Annotated in this window: 19 protein-coding genes; 13 read left to right on the top strand and 6 right to left on the bottom strand. The window is 55.3% G+C overall.

The genetic code is table 11. The features are described from left to right. Nucleotides 1-33: 33 nt before the first annotated feature. The 4 genes from EQV93_RS13355 to gap form a co-directional block, all read right to left on the bottom strand. Nucleotides 34-987 carry a FecR family protein gene (locus EQV93_RS13355; RefSeq protein ID WP_442968887.1) on the bottom strand — a complete coding sequence of 318 codons (954 nt, stop codon included), beginning with the start codon at nucleotides 985-987 and terminating at the stop codon, nucleotides 34-36. A gap of 51 nt (nucleotides 988-1038) precedes the next feature. Continuing rightward, nucleotides 1039-1557: an RNA polymerase sigma factor gene (locus EQV93_RS13350; protein ID WP_122781922.1), complete on the bottom strand. Its 519-nt coding sequence runs from the start codon at nucleotides 1555-1557 to the stop codon at nucleotides 1039-1041. Between the two features lie 607 nt (nucleotides 1558-2164). Continuing rightward, on the bottom strand, nucleotides 2165-2629 hold the full coding sequence (locus EQV93_RS13345) for a methylglyoxal synthase (RefSeq protein ID WP_122783456.1): 465 nt from the start codon (nucleotides 2627-2629) through the stop codon (nucleotides 2165-2167). 4 nt (nucleotides 2630-2633) lie between these two features. Continuing rightward, entirely contained in the window at nucleotides 2634-3635 is a 1002-nt protein-coding gene (gene gap / locus EQV93_RS13340; RefSeq protein ID WP_122783455.1) for a type I glyceraldehyde-3-phosphate dehydrogenase, read from the bottom strand. A gap of 207 nt (nucleotides 3636-3842) precedes the next feature. Between gap and edd the strand changes: the two genes are divergently transcribed. From edd to EQV93_RS13320, 4 genes are all read left to right on the top strand, one after another. Continuing rightward, complete coding sequence (edd, locus tag EQV93_RS13335) at nucleotides 3843-5669, top strand: phosphogluconate dehydratase (RefSeq protein WP_146385225.1); 1827 nt, start codon at nucleotides 3843-3845, stop codon at nucleotides 5667-5669. Next, nucleotides 5666-6622 carry a glucokinase gene (locus EQV93_RS13330; protein ID WP_146385223.1) on the top strand — a complete coding sequence of 319 codons (957 nt, stop codon included), beginning with the start codon at nucleotides 5666-5668 and terminating at the stop codon, nucleotides 6620-6622. Before edd ends, EQV93_RS13330 begins: the two co-directional genes overlap by 4 nt. A 117-nt stretch (nucleotides 6623-6739) precedes the next feature. Next, complete coding sequence (locus EQV93_RS13325) at nucleotides 6740-7477, top strand: response regulator (RefSeq protein ID WP_146385221.1); 738 nt, start codon at nucleotides 6740-6742, stop codon at nucleotides 7475-7477. Next, nucleotides 7467-8927: an ATP-binding protein gene (locus EQV93_RS13320; RefSeq protein ID WP_146425241.1), complete on the top strand. Its 1461-nt coding sequence runs from the start codon at nucleotides 7467-7469 to the stop codon at nucleotides 8925-8927. The genes EQV93_RS13325 and EQV93_RS13320 overlap by 11 nt, the downstream gene beginning before the upstream one ends. Here EQV93_RS13320 and EQV93_RS13315 read toward each other — a convergent pair. Then, nucleotides 8896-9543, bottom strand: a complete 648-nt coding sequence (locus EQV93_RS13315) for an AP2 domain-containing protein (RefSeq protein ID WP_122783450.1) — start codon at nucleotides 9541-9543, stop codon at nucleotides 8896-8898. The two genes, EQV93_RS13320 and EQV93_RS13315, sit on opposite strands and share 32 nt — an antisense overlap. A 341-nt stretch (nucleotides 9544-9884) precedes the next feature. On the opposite strand from EQV93_RS13315, the gene EQV93_RS13310 reads away from it, so the two are divergent. From EQV93_RS13310 to EQV93_RS13285, 6 genes are all read left to right on the top strand, one after another. Continuing rightward, nucleotides 9885-11171, top strand: a complete 1287-nt coding sequence (locus tag EQV93_RS13310; protein ID WP_122783449.1) for an ABC transporter substrate-binding protein — start codon at nucleotides 9885-9887, stop codon at nucleotides 11169-11171. Between the two features lie 127 nt (nucleotides 11172-11298). Further along, nucleotides 11299-12207 (top strand): carbohydrate ABC transporter permease, encoded by a 909-nt coding sequence (locus EQV93_RS13305; RefSeq protein ID WP_146385213.1) that lies wholly within the window; start codon nucleotides 11299-11301, stop codon nucleotides 12205-12207. Then, complete coding sequence (locus tag EQV93_RS13300) at nucleotides 12200-13045, top strand: carbohydrate ABC transporter permease (RefSeq protein WP_146385211.1); 846 nt, start codon at nucleotides 12200-12202, stop codon at nucleotides 13043-13045. The genes EQV93_RS13305 and EQV93_RS13300 overlap by 8 nt, the downstream gene beginning before the upstream one ends. A 3-nt stretch (nucleotides 13046-13048) precedes the next feature. After that, the gene (locus EQV93_RS13295) at nucleotides 13049-14179 is read left to right on the top strand and encodes an ABC transporter ATP-binding protein (protein WP_240891724.1); all 1131 of its coding nucleotides are present in this window, start codon (nucleotides 13049-13051) and stop codon (nucleotides 14177-14179) included. 95 nt (nucleotides 14180-14274) lie between these two features. After that, nucleotides 14275-15630: a carbohydrate porin gene (locus EQV93_RS13290; RefSeq protein ID WP_122783445.1), complete on the top strand. Its 1356-nt coding sequence runs from the start codon at nucleotides 14275-14277 to the stop codon at nucleotides 15628-15630. 115 nt (nucleotides 15631-15745) lie between these two features. Further along, entirely contained in the window at nucleotides 15746-16609 is an 864-nt protein-coding gene (locus EQV93_RS13285; protein ID WP_146385207.1) for a D-hexose-6-phosphate mutarotase, read from the top strand. Between the two features lie 6 nt (nucleotides 16610-16615). On the opposite strand, the gene EQV93_RS13280 is transcribed toward EQV93_RS13285, so the two are convergent. Further along, on the bottom strand, nucleotides 16616-17476 hold the full coding sequence (locus EQV93_RS13280; protein WP_199750905.1) for a MurR/RpiR family transcriptional regulator: 861 nt from the start codon (nucleotides 17474-17476) through the stop codon (nucleotides 16616-16618). Nucleotides 17477-17684: 208 nt separating this feature from the next. On the opposite strand from EQV93_RS13280, the gene zwf reads away from it, so the two are divergent. Genes zwf through EQV93_RS13265 form a run of 3 tightly spaced genes read left to right on the top strand, consistent with a single transcriptional unit; the run spans nucleotide 17685 to nucleotide 20540 of the window. Beyond that, nucleotides 17685-19154: a glucose-6-phosphate dehydrogenase gene (gene zwf, locus EQV93_RS13275; RefSeq protein WP_122783442.1), complete on the top strand. Its 1470-nt coding sequence runs from the start codon at nucleotides 17685-17687 to the stop codon at nucleotides 19152-19154. Next, complete coding sequence (gene pgl, locus EQV93_RS13270) at nucleotides 19141-19854, top strand: 6-phosphogluconolactonase (RefSeq protein ID WP_240891723.1); 714 nt, start codon at nucleotides 19141-19143, stop codon at nucleotides 19852-19854. Before zwf ends, pgl begins: the two co-directional genes overlap by 14 nt. Further along, a complete protein-coding gene (locus tag EQV93_RS13265) occupies nucleotides 19851-20540 on the top strand; it encodes a bifunctional 4-hydroxy-2-oxoglutarate aldolase/2-dehydro-3-deoxy-phosphogluconate aldolase (RefSeq protein ID WP_199750895.1) in 690 nt (229 codons plus the stop codon). The genes pgl and EQV93_RS13265 overlap by 4 nt, the downstream gene beginning before the upstream one ends. Nucleotides 20541-20601: the final 61 nt, after the last annotated feature.

Genomic DNA, 20601 nt, shown 5'->3' with positions numbered 1-20601 from the left:
GATCGCGTAAAAAAATAGTTAATCGTTTAATTTTTAATTGAGGATCACCAGTGCCGGAAATTCCGAAACACGGCTGGAAGTGATGCTGGCCAGGGAACGAATGATGTCCAGTGGCTGGTCGAGCCGGTAATTTCCGGTGACGGCGACCTGTGAGAGCTTTTCGTTGTTGTTGATGATCCAGCCGGGGTAATAACGGCGTACTTCATCAAGCACTTTACCCATCGGGCAGTTCTCAAATACCAAACGGCCCTGAACCCAGGCCAGGTCGGTTTGCGGATTGAGCTTCGCGGTCTTGCTGAAACCATTGGGGTCAATGCTGACACTGTTACCTGCAGACAGGCGCATTTGTGTGCCCACGCTGTTGACCTGTAATTCCACATTACCGCGTTGTACCCGTACTTGCGCTTCACCGTTGAGGTAGCGCACGGCAAAAGCGGTATCGCGCACGCTGACGCGAACCGGGCCAGCGTCGAGTACCAAGGGAAATTCAAGGTTGGCTGGAATTTCAAAAAAAGCCTCGCCCTGCAACAGCCGTGCGCTGGCCTGTGCATTAACGACTTTGCTGGAAAATGCAGAATTGGTGTTCAGCAGGACTTTGGAGCCGTCTTCGAGTTGCAGGCGCTGACGCTCACCGATCACGGTCAAATGATCGGCTTTTAGGCGCATGGGCACATTGCTGTAAGTGCCCACCGTCAATACCAGCACGGCAGCTGCGGCGACGTGTTTCCAGTGACGGCTGATGCGCCGTAACCGGCTTGGCGTGGGCCGAGCGTGCAGGGTTTGAGCGGCCGCCAAAACAGGTTGTCCGTTCCAGATAGCGCTGGCTTTGGCGAAAGCTTGAGCATGTGACGAATCAGCATTGAGCCAGGCATCAAAAGCGACTTTTTGCTCTTCGCTCGCGCACTCAAGGGTAATCAGCCAGTCCAGAGCCTGATCCATGGCGCTGTCGCGCAGCACGTCTTGAGCAGATTTTTGTATATCCGTCACGGGTGTTCCTTGGCAGTCTCAGAACTTTCTTACAAGAATCGGCTGTGCAGATTAAGGCCGATTGAGTCTGTCGGCTACCCCGATACAGATCGCCATGATCAATTTGAGTTCTTTTTGAACGGTGCTCAAGGAAACATTCAGTTCTTCGGCGATTTCTTGATAACTGCAACCATGCAGGCGGCTAAGGATGAAAATCCGTTGTTGGCGCGCCGTTAACTGGCTCAGGCTCACACTCAAACGCTCCAGTAATTGCGCGGCTTGATGGGCTTCTTCGGGCGTGCTTAGGGGGGAAGCGACCCCTTCAATAATCTCCGTTGGCACATCTTCGACGACCGTGCGCGATTGAATGCGGCGAGCCCGCAGATGGTCGAGCGCCAGGTTGCGGGCAGTCTGGAAGACAAACGGCTCAAGGTGCTCAACGGTGCGGTCATTGAGGGCGCGGGCGACGCGCAAGTAAGTCTCTTGCAACAAGTCCTCGGCGGTACTGTGGTTGTTCACCATCCGCTGTAACGTGCGCAGCAAACTTTCCCGCTGAGTAAGGAAGACTTGATTGAAGTGGGACTGACTCACTGAACTACCCGACCGGTTTTGAGCGAATGATAATGCTTATCATCCATGGTGTTGGTCAAGTAATGTTTTGCAAAGAGGGGAATACAGAGGGTGCAGTGACTGATGAGGAGCGACAGGGAATCGCCAGCGAGTTTTTGATCTGCTTGTGATCTGCTTGTGATCTGCTTGTGATCTGCTTGTGATCTGCTTGTGATCTGCTTGTGATCTGGTTTTTGATCTTGATCTGCCGCCCCTTCGGGAGGCCGAGTGGAGGTTTCGTGGAGTGGGTCGACCGGCATGGATGCCGGGAGAGCTGCGATCGGGCCAAGGATGGCCCGTCGCAGCGTGCCCACGGAGCGGGACCGGAGCGAGGGACACCTGAGCGAAGCGAGGGCCGTACGCGGGGGCGGAAGCGTTTTGGTTACTTTGTCATGGTCCGACACTCGGCTTTTGCAAAGTGACACGCCGTAAGGGCGTAACCCGTAGAACGTCTTAATACACCCAATGGATATGTACGCAGGCCAATTAAAAGCTTCGAGTACATATCCATTTCATGCTTTTAACTGGAATAAAGGTTTCGCCCATACGGCGAGGCACTTTTGTCAAACAGCCGAGTGTCGGACCACCTTTAAACCCGGCCCTTCAAATACGCGTTGTAATCGGGTACGCGATGCTCATGCGGCTGCCCCATCAAGGGGCTGCTGATTAAATAATCGGCGCTGCATTCATTGCATGCCACCGGAATGTTCCACACGGCGGCCACCCGCAACAGTGCCTTGATGTCCGGGTCGTGCGGCTGGGGCTCGAAGGGGTCCCAGAAGAACACCAGCATATCCACCCGCTGCTCGGCGATACGTGCGCCGACTTGCTGATCACCCCCCAAGGGGCCGCTGATCATGCTTTCAATCGGCAAGCCCAGGCGCTGACTCAACAACAAGCCCGTTGTGCCTGTTGCGCACAGGTCGTGCTGGCTGAGGGAGGTTTTGTGGCGCTCGGCCCAGTCCAGCAAAAAGCCCTTGCAGTTATCATGAGCCACCAAGGCGATACGCTTGCGCGCCGCCAGGGAGGCCGTCGTGAAACTGATGCCGATCATCGCGTTACTCCGCGTTGTGCAGCGCCAGGCAGTTGTCGAGCATGCGGTTGGAGAAGCCCCACTCGTTGTCATACCACGCCAGCACTTTCAGCAATTTGCCACTGACTTTGGTGTGATTGGCATCAAAAATAGACGAAAGCGGGTTGTGGTTGAAGTCGCTCGACACCAGCGGCAATGCGTTGTAACCCAATACTTTTGAATGTTGGCTGGCTTCTTTGAACACCGCATTGACTTCGGCTGCGGTCGCTTCGCGCTTTAGCTCAATGGTCAGGTCGACCAGTGACACATTAATGACCGGAACGCGCACCGCCATACCGGTCAACTTGCCTGCCAGTTCGGGCAATACCAGGCCTACCGCTTCTGCGGCACCGGTTTTACTCGGGATGATGTTGTGCGTGGCCGAACGCGCGCGGTAGGGATCGCTGTGGTACACGTCGGTCAGATTCTGGTCGTTGGTGTAGGCGTGGATGGTGGTCATCAGGCCATTGGCAATGCCGAATTCGCGATTCAGGATTTGCGCAACCGGTGCCAGGCAGTTGGTGGTGCAGGAGGCGTTGGAAATAATTTGATGCGATTGGCGCAGAATGTCGTGGTTAACCCCATAGACTACGGTCGCATCGGCATTTTTGCCGGGGGCAGAGATAATCACTTTGCGTGCGCCAGCGCTGATGTGCGCCTCGGCCTTGCTACGTTCAGTGAACAAACCGGTGCATTCAAATACAACGTCAACCTTCAAATCGGCCCATGGCAGATCAGCCGGGTTACGGATGGCGCTGACAGCAATACGGTCACCGTTGACTGTCAGGCTCTCCTGATCGTGCTCTACGGTCGCATCGAAAGTGCCATGAACGGTGTCGTACTTAAGAAGATGAGCATTAATCGAGCTGTCACCCAGATCGTTAATAGCGACGATCTGCAAGTCTTGGCGGTAGCCTTGGGTATACAGTGCACGCAGGACGTTGCGGCCGATACGGCCAAAACCATTGATTGCGATTCGTAGAGTCATGGGAAGCGCCTGCCTCGATTTGTTGTTGGAATTACAAGATTATTCTCATAAAAATAGAAAACAAGCCATTTAAGTGGCAATATTTTGTTTTATCTACAACGAGTGACCTGAATCAACGGGTCCGAATGATTGAATCGGCGTATCTACGCCCTCGGTCAGCATAGGACACGTACAGGTCGCCACATCCGTTAGCCTGGAGTTCAACACATGCATCCCCGCGTTCTTGAAGTTACCGAGCGTCTTATTGCCCGCAGCCGAGCAACCCGAGAGGCGTATCTGGCGCTGATTCGCGGCGCTGCCAGCGACGGTCCGCAACGCGGCAAGCTGCAATGTGCCAACTTCGCTCACGGGGTGGCCGGGTGCGGTACGGATGATAAAAACAACCTGCGCCTGATGAACGCCGCCAACGTGGCAATTGTTTCTTCCTATAACGACATGCTCTCGGCGCATCAGCCCTACGAACATTTTCCTGAGCAGATCAAGCAAGCGTTACGCGAAATGGGCTCTGTGGGTCAGTTTGCGGGTGGCACCCCGGCCATGTGCGATGGCGTGACTCAAGGCGAAGCGGGGATGGAACTGAGCCTGCTGAGCCGCGAAGTGATTGCACTGTCCACGGCGGTGGCGCTGTCGCACAACATGTTCGATGCCGCAATGATGCTGGGTATTTGTGACAAGATCGTGCCGGGCTTGATGATTGGGGCGCTGCGCTTCGGCCATCTGCCTACTATTTTTGTGCCGGGCGGGCCTATGCCGTCGGGTATTTCCAACAAAGAAAAAGCCGATGTTCGGCAGCGCTACGCTGAAGGCAAAGCCAGTCGCGAAGAGCTGCTGGAGTCGGAGATGAAGTCGTACCACAGCCCTGGCACCTGCACCTTTTACGGCACGGCCAACACCAATCAGTTGCTGATGGAGGTCATGGGGCTGCACTTGCCGGGCGCTTCTTTCGTCAACCCTTACACACCGTTGCGCGATGCGCTGACCCGCGAAGCCGCCCATCAGATCACCCGTCTGACCAAGCAAAGTGGCAACTTCATGCCGTTGGGCGAGATCGTGGACGAGCGCTCGCTGGTCAACTCCATTGTGGCGCTGCACGCGACGGGTGGTTCGACCAACCACACGCTGCATATGCCAGCCATTGCCATGGCGGCGGGTATCCAGCTCACGTGGCAAGACATGGCTGACTTGTCCGAAGTCGTACCGACCCTGTCCCATGTGTATCCAAACGGTAAAGCCGATATCAACCACTTTCAGGCCGCAGGCGGCATGGCGTTCCTGATTCGTGAGTTGCTCGAAGCCGGTTTGCTGCACGAGAACGTCAACACCGTGGCCGGCTTTGGCCTGAGCCGTTACACCCGCGAGCCGTTCCTGGTTGATGGTGAGCTGGTATGGCGCGACGGGCCGATCGAAAGCCTTGATGAAACAATTCTGCGCCCAGTGGCGCGTGCGTTCTCGTCCGAAGGCGGGTTGCGGGTGATGGAGGGCAATCTGGGGCGCGGTGTGATGAAAGTCTCGGCCGTTGCGCCAGAGCATCAAATCGTAGAAGCCCCAGCGCGTGTGTTCCAGGATCAACAAGAGCTGGCCGATGCGTTCAAGGCGGGTGAACTGGAGCACGACTTTGTGGCGGTCATGCGCTTTCAGGGGCCACGCTCCAATGGCATGCCTGAGCTGCATAAAATGACGCCATTTCTTGGCGTGTTGCAGGACCGCGGCTTTAAAGTCGCGCTGATCACTGACGGGCGTATGTCCGGTGCGTCAGGCAAAATCCCGGCGGCCATCCATGTCAGTCCCGAAGCGGCTGTGGGGGGCGCGCTGGCGAGAGTGCGTGATGGCGACATGATCCGTGTCGATGGCGTAAAAGGCACGTTGCAACTGCTGGTGGATGAGGCAGAATTCGCCGCACGTACTCCGGCAGTCGGCACGCTGAGCAATGCAATCGGCACGGGGCGCGAGCTGTTTGCATTTATGCGCCAGGCCTTCAGTTCAGCTGAGCAGGGCGCCAGTACTTTCACCTCGTCTCTGGAAACCTTGAAATGAAACTCGCGCTGGTCGGTGATATAGGCGGTACCAACGCTCGCTTTGCGTTATGGGAAAACGACCAGTTGCATTCGGTTCAGGTTCTGGCGACTGCTGATTTTGCATGCCCCGAGGACGCCATCAGGCTTTACCTGAGCGGTCTGGATTTAGCGCCGGGGGCGGTAGGTTCGGTGTGCTTGTCCGTCGCCGGGCCAGTCAGTGGCGATGAGTTTCGCTTTACGAATAACCATTGGCGGTTGAGTCGAACGGCGTTTTGCCAGCAATTACAGGTCGACAACCTGCTGCTGATCAATGACTTCAGTGCGATGGCGTTGGGCATGACCCGCTTGCAACCTGACGACATACGTCAGGTCTGTCCCGGCATGGGTGAACCGTCGCGACCGGCAGTGGTGATCGGTCCAGGCACCGGCCTGGGTGTGGGCACGCTGCTGCGTTTGGACAACGGGGAATTCATGGCGTTGCCTGGGGAGGGCGGTCACGTCGACCTCCCTATGAGCAACCCGCGCGAAGTGCAGTTGTGGCAACACATTTACGCTGAAATGGGTCATGTCAGTGCCGAGTCCATCTTGAGCGGCAGCGGTTTGCCCCGTGTCTACCGTGCGATCTGCGCGGTAGATGGCCATACACCTGTGCTGGACAGCGACCGGGCCATCACGGCGGCCGCGCTGGCTGGCGATCCGGTAGCGCTGCAAGTGTTGGAGCACTTCAGTTGCTGGCTGGGGCGTGTGGCGGGTAATAACGTCCTGACGGTAGGTGGTCGAGGCGGGGTGTATATCGTGGGCGGGGTGATTCCACGCTTTGCTGATATTTTTCTGGCCAGTGGCTTTGCCCGCAGTTTTGCCGACAAGGGTTGCATGAGCGATTACCTAAAGGGTATTCCGGTGTGGCTGGTTACGGCGCCGTATTCCGGTTTGATCGGTGCGGGCGTGGCGTTGCAACAGGCGTTCGCTTGAAAAGCACCTCTCCCTGAGGCAGAGGAGGCTGATTTTCGATGTTGTTGAGGCTGCAAGGAGGCAGTTGGGGAGCGAGGGGCGGGCTGCGGGCCATCTATAACAATAAGGAACACCGCTATGAGCGCACACGGCAAATCCATCTTGCTGGTCGATGACGATCAGGACATTCGAGAACTGCTTGATCAATACCTCAGCCGGGCTGGCTTTGTGGTGCATACCGTGGGCGATGGCGCGGGTTTTCGTCAGGCGCTGGAACATGTGCCCTGTGACTTGCTGATCCTTGATGTGATGTTGCCCGACGAGGACGGGTTTAGCCTGTGTCGCTGGGTGCGCCAGCACGCACGCTTTGCCCAGACCCCCATCATCATGCTGACCGCCAGTTCTGACGAGGCCGACAGGGTCATCGGGCTTGAACTGGGCGCGGACGACTACCTGGGTAAACCTTTCAGCCCCCGTGAACTTCAGGCGCGCATTAAAGCGCTGTTGCGCCGTGCGCAATTTGCAAGCGTTGGGGCCCCGGCGGGAAGCGAAATATTGGCATTTGACGAGTGGCGTCTAAACACCGTGACCCATCGGCTGTTTCATGCCGATGGCGAAGAAGTCATCCTGTCCGGGGCTGACTTTGCACTGCTCAAGCTATTTCTGGATCACCCGCAACAGATCCTTGATCGCGACACGATCGGCAACGCTACCCGTGGCCGCGAGCTGATGCCCCTGGATCGTATTATCGACATGGCGGTCAGTCGCTTGCGCCAACGCCTGCGCGATACCGATAAGCCTCCTCGACTGATACGTACCGTTCGTGGCAGTGGTTACCAATTAGCGGCGCAGGTCGCAGCCGTTCATGGGCTTTAAATTCTTTCGTAAAGTCCGTGTGCCCCGTTCGTTGTTGGGACGCATGTTGCTGCTGACGTTGCTGGCCATTGTGTTGGCACAAACCTTGTCGAGTGCTATCTGGTTGTCACAGTTGCGCACCACCCAACTGGAAGGGCTGGTGACCAGTGCCCGTAGCCTCGCGCGCTCCATGACCGCTACCGTGACCTACTTGCGCTCATTACCCTTGGCTTATCGCCCGCTGGTACTGGATCAAATGCGCAGCATGGGCGGCACACGTTTCTTCGTGAGCCTCAATGACAAGCCTTTAGGGATGCCGACGTTGCCTCCCTCACCCCGCAAGCAAGCGGTACTGGAGGCAGTGGATCAAGTGCTGCGTCAATCCCTGGGCGCTGATGCGGACGTGTCCGTGAAATTTGTCAGCCCCACCGATTTACGCATCTTCAATGCGGGTCTCAAGCTTGAAGAGCTGCCGCGCTCCTGGGCGCACTTTGCCCTGACTCTGGAGCCGGTCAACCCGCCAGTATTGGTCACGCAAATCCAGATGGCGCCGGGTGAGTGGCTGTACATTGCCTCGTTACTGCCCGAGCCCTACACCAGCCTTGAAGAGGAAGGTTTGCCGGCGGTGCAGGTCTGGTTTATCGCACTGAGCAGCATCTTCCTGTTGCTGTTTATCGGTTTGCTGGTGCACTGGCAAAGTCGTCCGCTTAAGCGTCTGGCGCGGGCGGCACGGGATATGTCGTTGGGTGAGGATGAGTTTAAACCGGTCGAAACAGGCGGCGGCAGTGAAGTTGTTGAAGTGGGGCGCGCGTTTAACACCATGCGTGCTCGCATCAGCCGTTATTTGACCGAGCGCAGCCAATTGTTCAGCGCCATTTCCCATGACTTGCGTACACCCATCACCCGCTTGCGATTACGGGTGGAGCTGCTTGAGGACGAGCAGGTGCAGCACAAGTTTGGTCGCGATCTGGATGAGCTTGAAATGCTGGTCAAAGGTGCGCTGCAATGCGTGAAAGACACTGACATTCACGAAAACATTGAACCCGTCGACCTCAATGTGTTGCTCGATTGTTTGATCGAGCCTTACTTGCTCCCCCACGGAAATGGCCGAGTGACCTTGCACGGCAAAGCGTTGAAGCCCTATGCAGGTAAACCGTTGGCTTTACGTCGCTGTATGGGCAACTTGATCGATAATGCCCTCAAGTATGGGCAAAACGCCCATTTGTGCATTGAAGACAACCACAACGCTTTTATGTTGATCGTTGATGACGAAGGCCCAGGCGTTCCTGAACAGCGACTTGAGCAAGTGTTTGAGCCGCACTTCAGGCTATCGGGAAACCAGCAGGGTTATGGCCTGGGGCTGGGTATCGCGCGCAGCATCGCGCACAGTCATGGTGGCGAAGTCAGTTTGCAAAACCTGAGTGCCGGTGGTCTACGGGTTACTTTATGCATGCCGCGAAATGCCGATTGATAGACTCGCGTGCCTGCTCGGCACTGATTGGCAGAACGGGCTCCAGATTAGGGTCTGGTGTGTGTTCAGTGGCAGTTTTTGATGTGTGAGTTTTATCCATCGCAGCTTTGATTCGTTTTTCGCGCACGCAACGGCTGGTCTGGCTGAAATGCTGCTGTAGTTTTTCCATGGCGACGTCATAAGGTTCGCTGCACAGCGTCAATTGCCGCTCGCGCTCTTGCAGGGCCAGTTGCAAAGCGCCTTCGTTGCCATATCGATCAATACGAAAGCTCTTGCTCAGGTTGTAGCCATGAATCCGCGTCGTAGCTCGCCAGTAGTCCACGTGGTTGGATTGCACGCGATACACGCCTGGATGACCGCTGGTGTTGTTAGGCATTACCCGTTGACGGTTTTCATAGGTGAACACCTGCGGCATTTTTAAAACCAGCAGGTTGCGTACACTTTCTGCGGCCTCTAATGCGGCATATTCGTTTATATAGTCGGCGAAGTTGAAAATTTGCGTGTGCAGTTTGCCTGCGCGCTGAATGTCGATTTTCCAGGCGTAGGGTCGACCGCCATCATCCTTGAGCGGGTAAATAAAGCAGTGATTGCGCTGGGTCAGATTACGCTTTTGCATGGTCTGCATCTCCTGATAAGTGTCGGCATCCGTTCATTTCGTCGTGTCGATGACTAGCAGACTCGCTGAAGTTTTTTGCCAGTACAACGTGGGAAAACGACTTCGGGATGCGTCCTACAGGCAATGCGGAAAATGCTTTATTTCAAAGTAGGGCTATCTTTAGTGCGTCGGCAGGGCCGAGTACTTGTTTTTATTGGTAAAAATCCAAACGCTATTTAACTGTCACAGGTTGGTGACATTTGTGCGTCTCTTCGTTACGTGAGTTCCCTTAGCGATGGATACACTCATGACAAGCGCAAGCAAAAGACTTGCTCAGTTATAACAACAAGAAAGGTCATCTCATGAATTCATTCAGCCGCCTCGCGGTTTTCGTCTCTCTCGCCTCTCTCTTTCCTTTGAACGTCTATGCCGCCGACTCCAAAGGCACCGTAGAAGTGGTGCACTGGTGGACGTCGGGTGGTGAAAAAGCCGCTGTGGATGTCCTCAAGTCCCAAGTTGAAAAAGATGGCTTCACCTGGAAGGACGGCGCTGTCGCCGGTGGCGGTGGGGCTACGGCCATGACCGTACTGAAAAGCCGTGCCGTTGCGGGCAATCCGCCTGGCATGGCACAGATCAAGGGGCCCGATATTCAGGAATGGGCGTCCACCGGTCTGCTCGACACAGACGTTCTCAAGAACGTCGCCCAGAGTGAAAAATGGGACGGCCTGCTCGACAAGAAAGTCTCGGATACGGTGAAGTACGAAGGTGATTACGTGGCAGTGCCGGTGAATATTCACCGCGTGAACTGGCTGTGGATCAATCCTGAGGTATTCAAAAAAGCCGGCATCGAAAAGCCCCCTGCCACGCTTGAAGAGTTCTACGCGGCGGGCGACAAGCTCAAGGCTGCGGGTTTTATCCCGCTTGCCCATGGTGGCCAGCCTTGGCAGGACAGTACTGTTTTCGAAGCGGTGGTGCTGTCGGTGATGGGTGTGGATGGCTACAAAAAAGCCCTGGTCGATCTGGATAACGACACCTTGACCGGCCCGCAAATGGTCAAGGCGCTTACTGAGCTGAAGAAAGTCGCCACCTACATGGACCCGGATGGCAAAGGTCAGGACTGGAACCTGGAGGCCGCCAAAGTCATCAACGGCAAGGCCGGCATGCAGATCATGGGCGACTGGGCCAAGAGCGAATGGACTGCGGCGAAAAAAGTCGCAGGCAAGGACTATCAGTGCGTTGCCTTCCCGGGTACCGACAAAGCCTTTACCTACAACATCGACTCGCTGGCAGTGTTCAAACAGAAAGACGCGGGCACAGCCGCTGGTCAGCAGGACATCGCCAAGGTGGCCTTGGGTGAAGATTTCCAGAAGGTCTTCAGCATCAACAAGGGTTCAATTCCGGTGCGCAACGACATGCTGAACGACATGGGCAAATACGGATTTGACGCCTGTGCCCAAACGGCTGCCAAAGACTTTCTGGCAGACGCCAAGTCCGGCGGCCTGCAACCGAGCATGGCGCACAACATGGCGACCACGCTGGCTGTACAGGGTGCGTTCTTTGATGTCGTAACCAACTTCATCAACGATCCGAATGCCGACCCTGCCGATACCGCTAAAAAACTCGGCGCAGCGGTCAAGTCAGCCAAGTAATCCTTAATGCGGCAGGTCCTCCAGATTGGAGGGCTTGTCTGGATTGCGGGTCAGTCATTCCCTGTCAACGCTGAAAACCCAGTTCAGCAAAGACCTTGTTGTTTTCTTTCCTGCATGGATTTCTCCCATGAGTTCTGTTGCTGTGTTCAGCAAAGTCTCACCCCTCGATGCCTTGCAGCGCTGGCTACCCAAACTGGTACTGGCGCCCAGCATGTTCATCGTTCTGGTGGGCTTTTATGGCTATATCCTGTGGACGCTTGTGCTGTCGTTCACTAACTCGACTTTTTTGCCGACCTACAAGTGGGTCGGTCTGGCTCAATACCAGCGTTTGTTCGACAACGACCGTTGGTGGGTGGCCAGTAAAAACCTGGCGGTATTCGGTGGCATGTTTATCGCCATCACCTTGGTGATTGGCGTGACGCTGGCGGTATTTCTCGATCAGCGAATTCGCCGCGAAGGGTTCATTCGGACCATCTATCTGTATCCCATGGCGCTTTCGATGATCGTGACCGGTACAGCCTGGAAATGGCTGCTCAACCCGGGCATGGGGCTGGACAAGCTGCTGCGGGATTGGGGCTGGGAGGGCTTTCGCCTTGACTGGCTGATTGACCCTGATCGCGTGGTGTACTGCCTGGTGATCGCTGCCGTATGGCAAGCCTCGGGCTTTATCATGGCCATGTTCCTGGCCGGCCTGCGCGGTGTGGATCAATCGATCATTCGTGCGGCCCAGATCGATGGCGCGAGCTTGCCGCGAATCTACTGGACCGTGGTGTTGCCCAGCCTGCGGCCGGTGTTCTTCAGTGCAGTCATGATTCTGGCGCATATCGCGATCAAGAGTTTTGACCTGGTGGCAGCGATGACGGCCGGTGGTCCGGGCTACTCATCTGATCTGCCCGCCATGTTCATGTATTCCTTCACCTTCAGTCGTGGCCAGATGGGCGTGGGGTCGGCCAGCGCCATTTTGATGCTCGGTGCGATTCTGGCGATCATTGTGCCTTACCTGTACTCCGAGTTAAGGGCCAAGCGTCATGACTAGTTTCGTGGGTAAATCATCCTTGAGCTTGAGTCGCCTCGCGATTTACGCCGTGCTTATTCTCGCCGTGTTGCTGTATCTGGTGCCTTTGGTGGTCATGCTGTTGACCAGCTTCAAGACCCCCGAAGACATTAGCACCGGTAACTTGCTCAGTTGGCCGACCGTCGTCACCGGCATAGGCTGGGTCAAGGCCTGGGCCACCGTAGACAGCTACTTCTGGAACTCCATCAAAATCACCGTCCCGGCGGTGCTGATTTCGACGGCCATCGGTGCGTTGAATGGCTATGTGCTGTCGATGTGGCGCTTTCGCGGTTCGCAGTTGTTCTTTGGCCTGTTGCTGTTTGGCTGCTTTCTGCCGTTTCAGACCGTGCTGCTGCCGGCGTCATTCACCTTGGGCAAGATGGGGCTGGCCAGCACCACGACGGGGCTGGTATTCGTCCACGTGGTTTACGGGTTGGCGTTTACCACGCTGTTCTTTCGTAACTACTACGTCAGCATTCCCGATGCTCTGGTCAAGGCTGCCCGCATGGACGGTGCAGGTTTCTTCACCATTTTCCGGTTGATCATTTTGCCCATGTCGACGCCGATCATCATGGTCTGCCTGATCTGGCAATTCACGCAGATCTGGAATGACTTCCTGTTTGGGGTGGTGTTCTCCAGCGGCGAATCGCAGCCCATCACCGTGGCCCTGAATAATCTGGTCAACACCAGCACAGGTGCCAAGGAATACAACGTGGACATGGCGGCGGCGATGATCGCCGGGCTGCCGACTCTGCTGGTCTATGTGGTCGCAGGCAAGTATTTCGTGCGCGGGCTTACGGCCGGCGCAGTCAAGGGGTAAGGCATGGCAACGCTCGAATTACGTAACGTCAACAAAAGCTATGGCAAGGGTTTGCCCGATACGCTTAAAAACATTGAACTGAAAATCGATGACGGCGAATTTTTGATCCTGGTGGGGCCTTCGGGCTGCGGCAAGTCAACCTTGATGAACTGCATCGCCGGGCTTGAAAGCATTAGCGGCGGCTCGATTCTGGTGGATGAAGCCGACATCAGCGGCATGAGCCCCAAAGACCGCGACATCGCCATGGTGTTTCAGTCTTATGCGCTGTACCCGACCATGAGCGTGCGCGACAACATCGCATTCGGTCTGAAGATTCGAAAAATGAGTGAGGCAGCGATCGATGAAGAAGTCGCTCGTGTGGCCAAGTTGCTGCAAATCGAACACCTGCTCAAGCGCAAGCCCGGTCAGTTATCGGGCGGCCAACAGCAGCGCGTCGCAATGGGGCGGGCGCTGGCGCGGCGACCCAAGATTTACCTGTTTGACGAACCGCTGTCTAACCTCGACGCAAAGTTGCGGGTTGAGATGCGCACCGAAATGAAGCTGATGCACCAGCGACTTAAAACCACCACTGTCTACGTCACCCATGACCAGATTGAAGCCATGACACTGGGCGATAAAGTGGCGGTTATGAAAGATGGGATCATTCAACAGTTTGGTACGCCGAAGCAGATTTATAACGATCCGGCCAATCTGTTTGTCGCCAGTTTTATTGGTTCACCGCCGATGAACTTTATTCCGGTGCGCTTGCAGCGCCGCAATGACTGTTTGCTGGCTGTACTGGAAAGCGGACAGTCACGGTGCGAGTTGCCGTTGGCCTTAAGCGATGCGGGGCTGGAGGACCGAGAGTTGATCTTGGGCATTCGCCCCGAGCAAATAGTATTGGCGTCAAGTGAACTCAGTAATTTGCCCATTCTGCGTGCAGAAGTGCAAGTTGTAGAGCCAACTGGGCCTGATACTTTGGTTTTTGTAAACATCAATAACACTAAGGTCTGCTGTCGTTTGACACCGGATTCTGCTCCTGACTCCGGCCAAAATCTAACTCTACAGTTCGATTCCAGTAAAGTGTTACTATTTGATGCTAATACTGGTGAACGTCTCAGGGCCTTGTGTGTGCCTCAAGAATGCGTGGCGTAGTTCAGGCGTGTTGAGTTTAGGCAAATAATTTGCTGCCTGCTCTGTTTGAGCTATACCACGTACACAGTCGAATAAAGAAATTTGAGGAATATGGGATGGACAACAGAATCACTCGCCCTCGACTGGCGTGCCAGCTTTTAGCTGTAGCATCGCTAGGGCTTTGTGCCAGCAACAGTTTTGCCGCGGAAGAAGCCTTCAGCGCTGACTCCAAGTGGATGTTCGGTGACTGGGGTGGTACACGGACTGAACTGCTGGAAAAAGGCTACGACTTTACCCTCGATTACGTGGGCGAAATGGGTAGCAACCTTCAGGGCGGCTACAACAAGAACACCACGGCACGATACAGCGACCAGTATGGCCTTGGCGTCAAAATGGATCTTGAAAAGATCCTGGGCTGGAAAGATACCGAATTCAAGGCAATGATTACTGCCCGTCAAGGCAATAATATTTCCAATGACCGTATTGGCGATCCGCGCGTTGGCACACTGAGTTCTTCTCAAGAAGTGTGGGGTCGTGGCCAAACAGTACGTTTGACCCAATTGTGGATCAAACAAAAGTACTTTGACGGCAAGCTGGATGTTAAAGCCGGTTATTTCGGTGAAGGTGAAGACTTCAACTCATTCCCTTGTGATTTCCAGAGCCTTTCATTGTGTGGCTCCCAAGTGGGCGACTATGACGGCGGTGTTTGGTACAACTGGCCCGTCAGTGTTGCGGCTCTTCGCGTGAAGTACAACATCACGCCAGAGTTCTACGCGCAGATCGGTGCGTACAACATGAACCCTTCGCAGCTGGAGTCCGGTAACGCCTTCAAGCTGAGCGGCAGCGGTACCAAAGGTACTGTGCTTCCCGTTGAGTTGGTATGGTCGCCCAAGGTCAATGGCCTGCCGGGTGAATACCGTGTGGGTTACTACAAAAGCACTGCAGATGCTGACGACGTCCGTAAAGATGTAAACGGTCAGGACGCGGTCATTACCGGCAATGCCTTCCGCAGCCACGACAGCAAGTACGGTTACTGGTTGGTTGTGCAGCAGCAGCTCACCACTCATAACGGTGATGCTTCTCGTGGTCTGCACTTCTCGGCCAACGCCACGTTCCATGACAAAGACACCAACATGATCGACAACTATCAGTCGTTGATGCTGGTTTACAAAGGCCCGTTCGATTCGCGTCCTAAAGATGATATCGGCATCGGTGTCGCCCGTATTCACGTCAACGACGACGTGACCAAAGGTGAGCGTCTGCTGAATGCTTACAACGATGTGTCCAACTACGACAACCCGTTGTATCAGCCAGTGCAGCACACTGAGTACGACATTGAAGTCAATTACGGTTTCCATGTGACCAACTGGTTGACCTTGCGTCCTAACTTGCAGTACATCAAGCACCCAGGTGGTGTGACTCAAGTAGAAAATGCTCTGGTTGGCGGCCTGAAGATTCAAGCTGCATTCTAAGTCGCACTTTCAAGCGCTTGGAAATTGCCCGAAACGGACAGCCTAGGCTGTCCGTTTTTGTTTCAGTACGTCACCTTTCAGCGGGCAGGCCCGCACGATTTCAGGACTGCGGCACATGCATGAAAACCCGCTTCACCGCTTTTATAAATCCAAGCGCGAGCAACCGATCTTCCAGTGGGAGCGCTTTCAGCAGCGCGACGTATTGGTCATTGATCACCCGCATTGCCAGGCGGTGTTCAGTCGTCAGGGGGCTCAGTTGCTGCACTTTCAGCCGACCGGGCAAAAGCCCTGGCTGTGGTGCGCTGCCAAGTGGCCTCAGGTGGGGGCAATTCGTGGAGGGGTTCCCATTTTTTGGCCCTGGTATGGCCGCCATCCCAGCGAAAATGCGTGGCCATCCCACGGTTGGGCGCGTTTGATTGACTGGAAACTGTTGAGCAGCAGTTCAGATGAAGACGGGGTTTCCTTGCACTGGCGCTTGCAGTTGTGTGACTGGCAGGTTGATTTGCATGCGCGTCTGGGTGAAGAGATGGAACTGCGCCTGAGCACTGAGCATCAGGACGATGAACCTTGCCAAGTGAGTCAGGCGTTGCGCGCATACTGGCGTATTGGCGACGTCGCTGAGGTAGCGCTGTCTGGGCTCGAAGGTGCTCATGGTTATGATCAGCTGAATCGACAAGTCTGCCAGCAACAAGGTGAGTTACGCGTCGAAGGCGGTTGCCAGCGCGTGTTCCAGCAAGAAGGTGAAATGCAGCTCAATGACTACGCCTGGCAACGGGCATTGAGCATCGACACCGGTGACACAGCCAATACTGTGGTGTGGCATCCCGGTAAGCGCCCCTTGTTGGGCGTGAGCTGGAATGAAGTCATGGGCTTTGTCTGTGTTGAATCGACCAGTGGTGGCACCCATAGCCAGGCGCTTGCCCCTGGTGAGCAAGCGCATTTGAGTCTGCAGGCGCGGGCAGGGTTGTGCAGCGCCTGACATTTATCAGTTGAATTCATCACCGACCGGATACCGGCTGGCATTGAGGCTCTCTTTGATTTTGCGCAGGTGGGGTTGAAAGTCCACGCCACGGCGCAGTGTCATACCCGTCGCCAATACATCCAGCACAGTCAACTGGATGATGCGCGAGGTCATCGGCATATAAATGTCAGTGTCTTCCGGCAGCGGAATATTCAGGCTCAAGGTACTGGCTTTGGCCAGCGGCGAGTTTTCGGCGGTCAGGCCCAGTACTGAAGCGCCATTGGCCCGTGCAATGCGTGCCACTTCCACCAGTTCCCGCGTACGTCCCGTGTAGGAAATAATCACGAATAGCTCGCCAGTGTGCGCCACGGAGGCAATCATGCGCTGCATCAACACGTCAGCATGGGCTGTGACGGCGAGGTTAAAGCGGAAGAACTTGTGCTGGGCATCCAGCGCCACCGGAGCCGAGGCGCCCAGACCAAAAAAGTGGATCTGACGCGCTTGAATCAGCAAATCAACAGCGCGACTGATAAGGTTCGGGTCCAGGGCTTGGCATGCGCTGTCGAGGGACGCAATGGCGCTGCCGAAAATCTTGCGGGTATAGGCTTCTGGATCGTCGTCTGCTTCAACGGCGCGGCTGACATAAGCTGCTCCACTGGCCAGACTTTGTGCCAGTTGCAGCTTGAGCTCCGGATAGCCGCTGACGCCGAAGGAGCGGCAAAAGCGATTAACGGTAGGTTCACTGACAGACGCCGCCTGAGCGAGCGCCGCGATGCTGAATCGGGTCGCTTGCTGTGGGTTCTGCAAGATGATTTCAGCCACTTTACGCTCAGCTTTATTCAGCTCTTCGAGGCGGCCTTTGATTTGTTCGAGTAAATTTCGCACGCGGTCCATTTATGATCCTAGGTTCAGCGATGCAAAGAGCGCCGCTCTAAAGCGAGCCTGTAAGGTGGCCTATCCTACTGATGGTGTGTAATGACCACTAGTAAGATTCTGTATTTTGAGAAAATGTTGTGTTTATTACTACATTTTTCCTTGAGTGATGCCTTGAAAAAAGGTATTTGTAGCTTAACTTGATAAAAGAACCAACATCATGCCTTCGATAACGGTTGAACCGTGCACCTTTGCCTTGTTCGGCGCCTTGGGCGATCTGGCCTTGCGCAAGCTGTTTCCTGCTTTGTATCAGCTGGATCGTGCCGGCCTTTTACATGACGACACGCGAATCCTTGCATTGGCTCGTGAGCCCGGGGACGCGTTGACGCACTTGGCGCGCATCGACAGCCAACTGCGTCAGTATGTAGGCAGCAAGGAGATCGAAGAGGACGTACTGACCCGCTTTCTGGCGCGTCTGAACTACCTGCATGTGGACTTTCTTAACGCGCATGACTATGTGTCGCTGGCTGAACAGGCCGGCACGGCTCAACGTCTGATTGCCTACTTCGCTACGCCTGCTGCTGTGTATGGGGCGATTTGCGAAAACCTGGCAAAGGTCGGCCTAGCTGAAAACACTCGCGTTGTACTGGAGAAGCCTATCGGCTCGGACCTTGAGTCTTCGCGCAAGGTCAACGACGCTGTCGCGCAGTACTTTCCGGAAAACCGTACTTATCGCATTGACCATTATCTGGGCAAAGATACGGTTCAAAATCTGATTGCTTTGCGGTTTGCCAACAGTTTGTTCGAAACCCAGTGGAACCAACGCTACATCTCCCATGTTGAAATCACCGTGGCCGAGAAGGTCGGTATTGAAGGGCGCTGGGGGTATTTCGACAAGGCTGGCCAACTGCGGGACATGATTCAAAACCACTTGTTGCAGTTGCTCTGTCTGATCGCCATGGATCCGCCCGCGGACCTGTCGGCGGACAGCATTCGTGATGAGAAAGTAAAAGTACTCAAGGCACTGGCGCCAATCACGCCGGAAGGGCTGACGACGCAAGTCGTGCGCGGTCAGTACATTGCCGGTTACAGCGAAGGCCAGTCGGTGCCGGGTTATCTGGAAGAAGAAAATTCCAATACCCAAAGCGACACCGAAACGTTTGTTGCCCTGCGTGCCGATATTCGTAACTGGCGTTGGGCGGGTGTGCCGTTCTACTTGCGCACCGGCAAGCGTATGCCGCAAAAGCTGTCGCAGATTGTTATCCACTTCAAAGAACCGTCGCACTACATCTTCGCACCGGAACAGCGCCTGCAAATCGGTAACAAACTGATTATTCGTCTGCAGCCGGACGAAGGCATTTCCCTGCGTGTGATGACCAAAGATCAAGGCCTGGATAAAGGCATGCAATTGCGCAGTGGTCCGCTGCAATTGAATTTTTCCGACACCTATCGCAGTGAGCGGGTTCCGGACGCCTATGAGCGTCTCTTGCTCGAAGTGATGCGCGGCAATCAGAACCTGTTTGTACGCAAAGATGAAATTGAAGCGGCATGGAAGTGGTGCGATCAGTTGATTGCTGGCTGGAAGAAGTCGGGCGACGCGCCCAAGCCCTATGCGGCCGGCTCTTGGGGGCCTATGAGCTCCATTGCACTGATTACACGTGACGGGAGGTCTTGGTATGGCGATATCTGATTTGAAACTGCCAGAAGGTGTGCACGCGCATACGTTCAAAACACCGGCCCAACTGGCGGAAGAACTGGCAAAAGCGGTTGCTGCTCAATTGAATGAGGCCATTGCCCGTCAAGGAGTGGCGACATTGGTGGTGTCTGGAGGACGCAGTCCGGTAGCGTTTTTCCAGAGCCTGATCAAGCAGCCTGTTGATTGGTCCAAAGTCGTCGTCAGTCTGGCGGATGAGCGTTGGGTGCCGGTGGAGCATGGCGACAGTAACGCCGGCTTGCTTAAAAAACATTTGCTTCAAGGCCCAGCGGCCAAAGCGCGGTTTGTGGGTCTGTACAACGCGGCCAACACCCTCCAGGACGCTGCCGATCAGGCGAATCAAGCCTTGGCAGAATTGCCGCCTATTGATGTGTTGATTTTGGGCATGGGTGATGACGGCCACACCGCATCCTTATTCCCAAAAAGCCCGAATCTGAACGACGCCCTGAGCGTTCAGAGCCCTCGTCGTTGTTGGCCGATGCTGGCACCGACTGTGCCGCATCAACGTTTGAGCATGAGCCGCAAACTGTTGGCGAGTGCCAGGTACACGGTGCTGTCGATTCAGGGACAGTCCAAATTGAACACTCTTAATGACGCGCTGGCCGGGAATGATGAAGCAGCCTTGCCAATTCGTGCCTTTCTGCAACCTACGTTAGAGATTTACTGGTGCCCATGAGCCAAGGATCAGCTGCCATGACAATAAAAACTGCGAACGTTTCGATGGCGGATAAAGTCGCCCTGATCGACCAACTGTGTGCTCAGGCACGCATACTTCCGGTAATCACCATCGCCCGTAAGCAGGACATCTTGCCTTTGGCCGATGCGCTGGCGGCCGGTGGTCTGACCGCGCTTGAGGTCACCTTGCGTTCCCAGTTTGGCCTGGAGGCAATTCGTGTGTTGCGTGAGCAGCGGCCAGAATTGGTGACCGGGGCGGGTACTGTGCTGGATCGCCACATGCTGGCGGCTGCCGAAGAAGCCGGCTCGCAGTTTATCGTTACGCCTGGCATTACCCGAGACCTGCTCGAAGCCAGTGTCGCCAGCGATATTCCGCTGCTGCCAGGTATCAGCAACGCCTCCGGAATTATGGAAGGCTACGGTTTGGGTTATCGCCGTTTCAAATTGTTCCCGGCTGAAGTCAGTGGCGGTGTGGCCGCCATCAAGGCGCTGGGCGGGCCGTTTGGTGAAGTTAAATTCTGCCCAACGGGCGGAGTGAGCCCGGCCAATATCCGCAGCTACATGGCGTTGAAAAACGTGATGTGTGTGGGTGGCAGCTGGATGCTGGACAGCGAGTGGATCAAAAACGGTGACTGGGCGCGCATTCAAGAATGCACGGCTGAGGCACTGGCGTTGCTGGACCAATAATTTTGTAACTGATGTGTTGTATGTTCTACGGTTTTTAGGTGCGCTCGGTCGGCGCACCTTT

The organism is Pseudomonas sp. TMW22091, assembly GCF_022496705.1.
GTDB classification, from domain to species: domain Bacteria; phylum Pseudomonadota; class Gammaproteobacteria; order Pseudomonadales; family Pseudomonadaceae; genus Aquipseudomonas; species Aquipseudomonas saxonica.
This window is presented reverse-complemented; position numbering and strand designations above follow the sequence as displayed.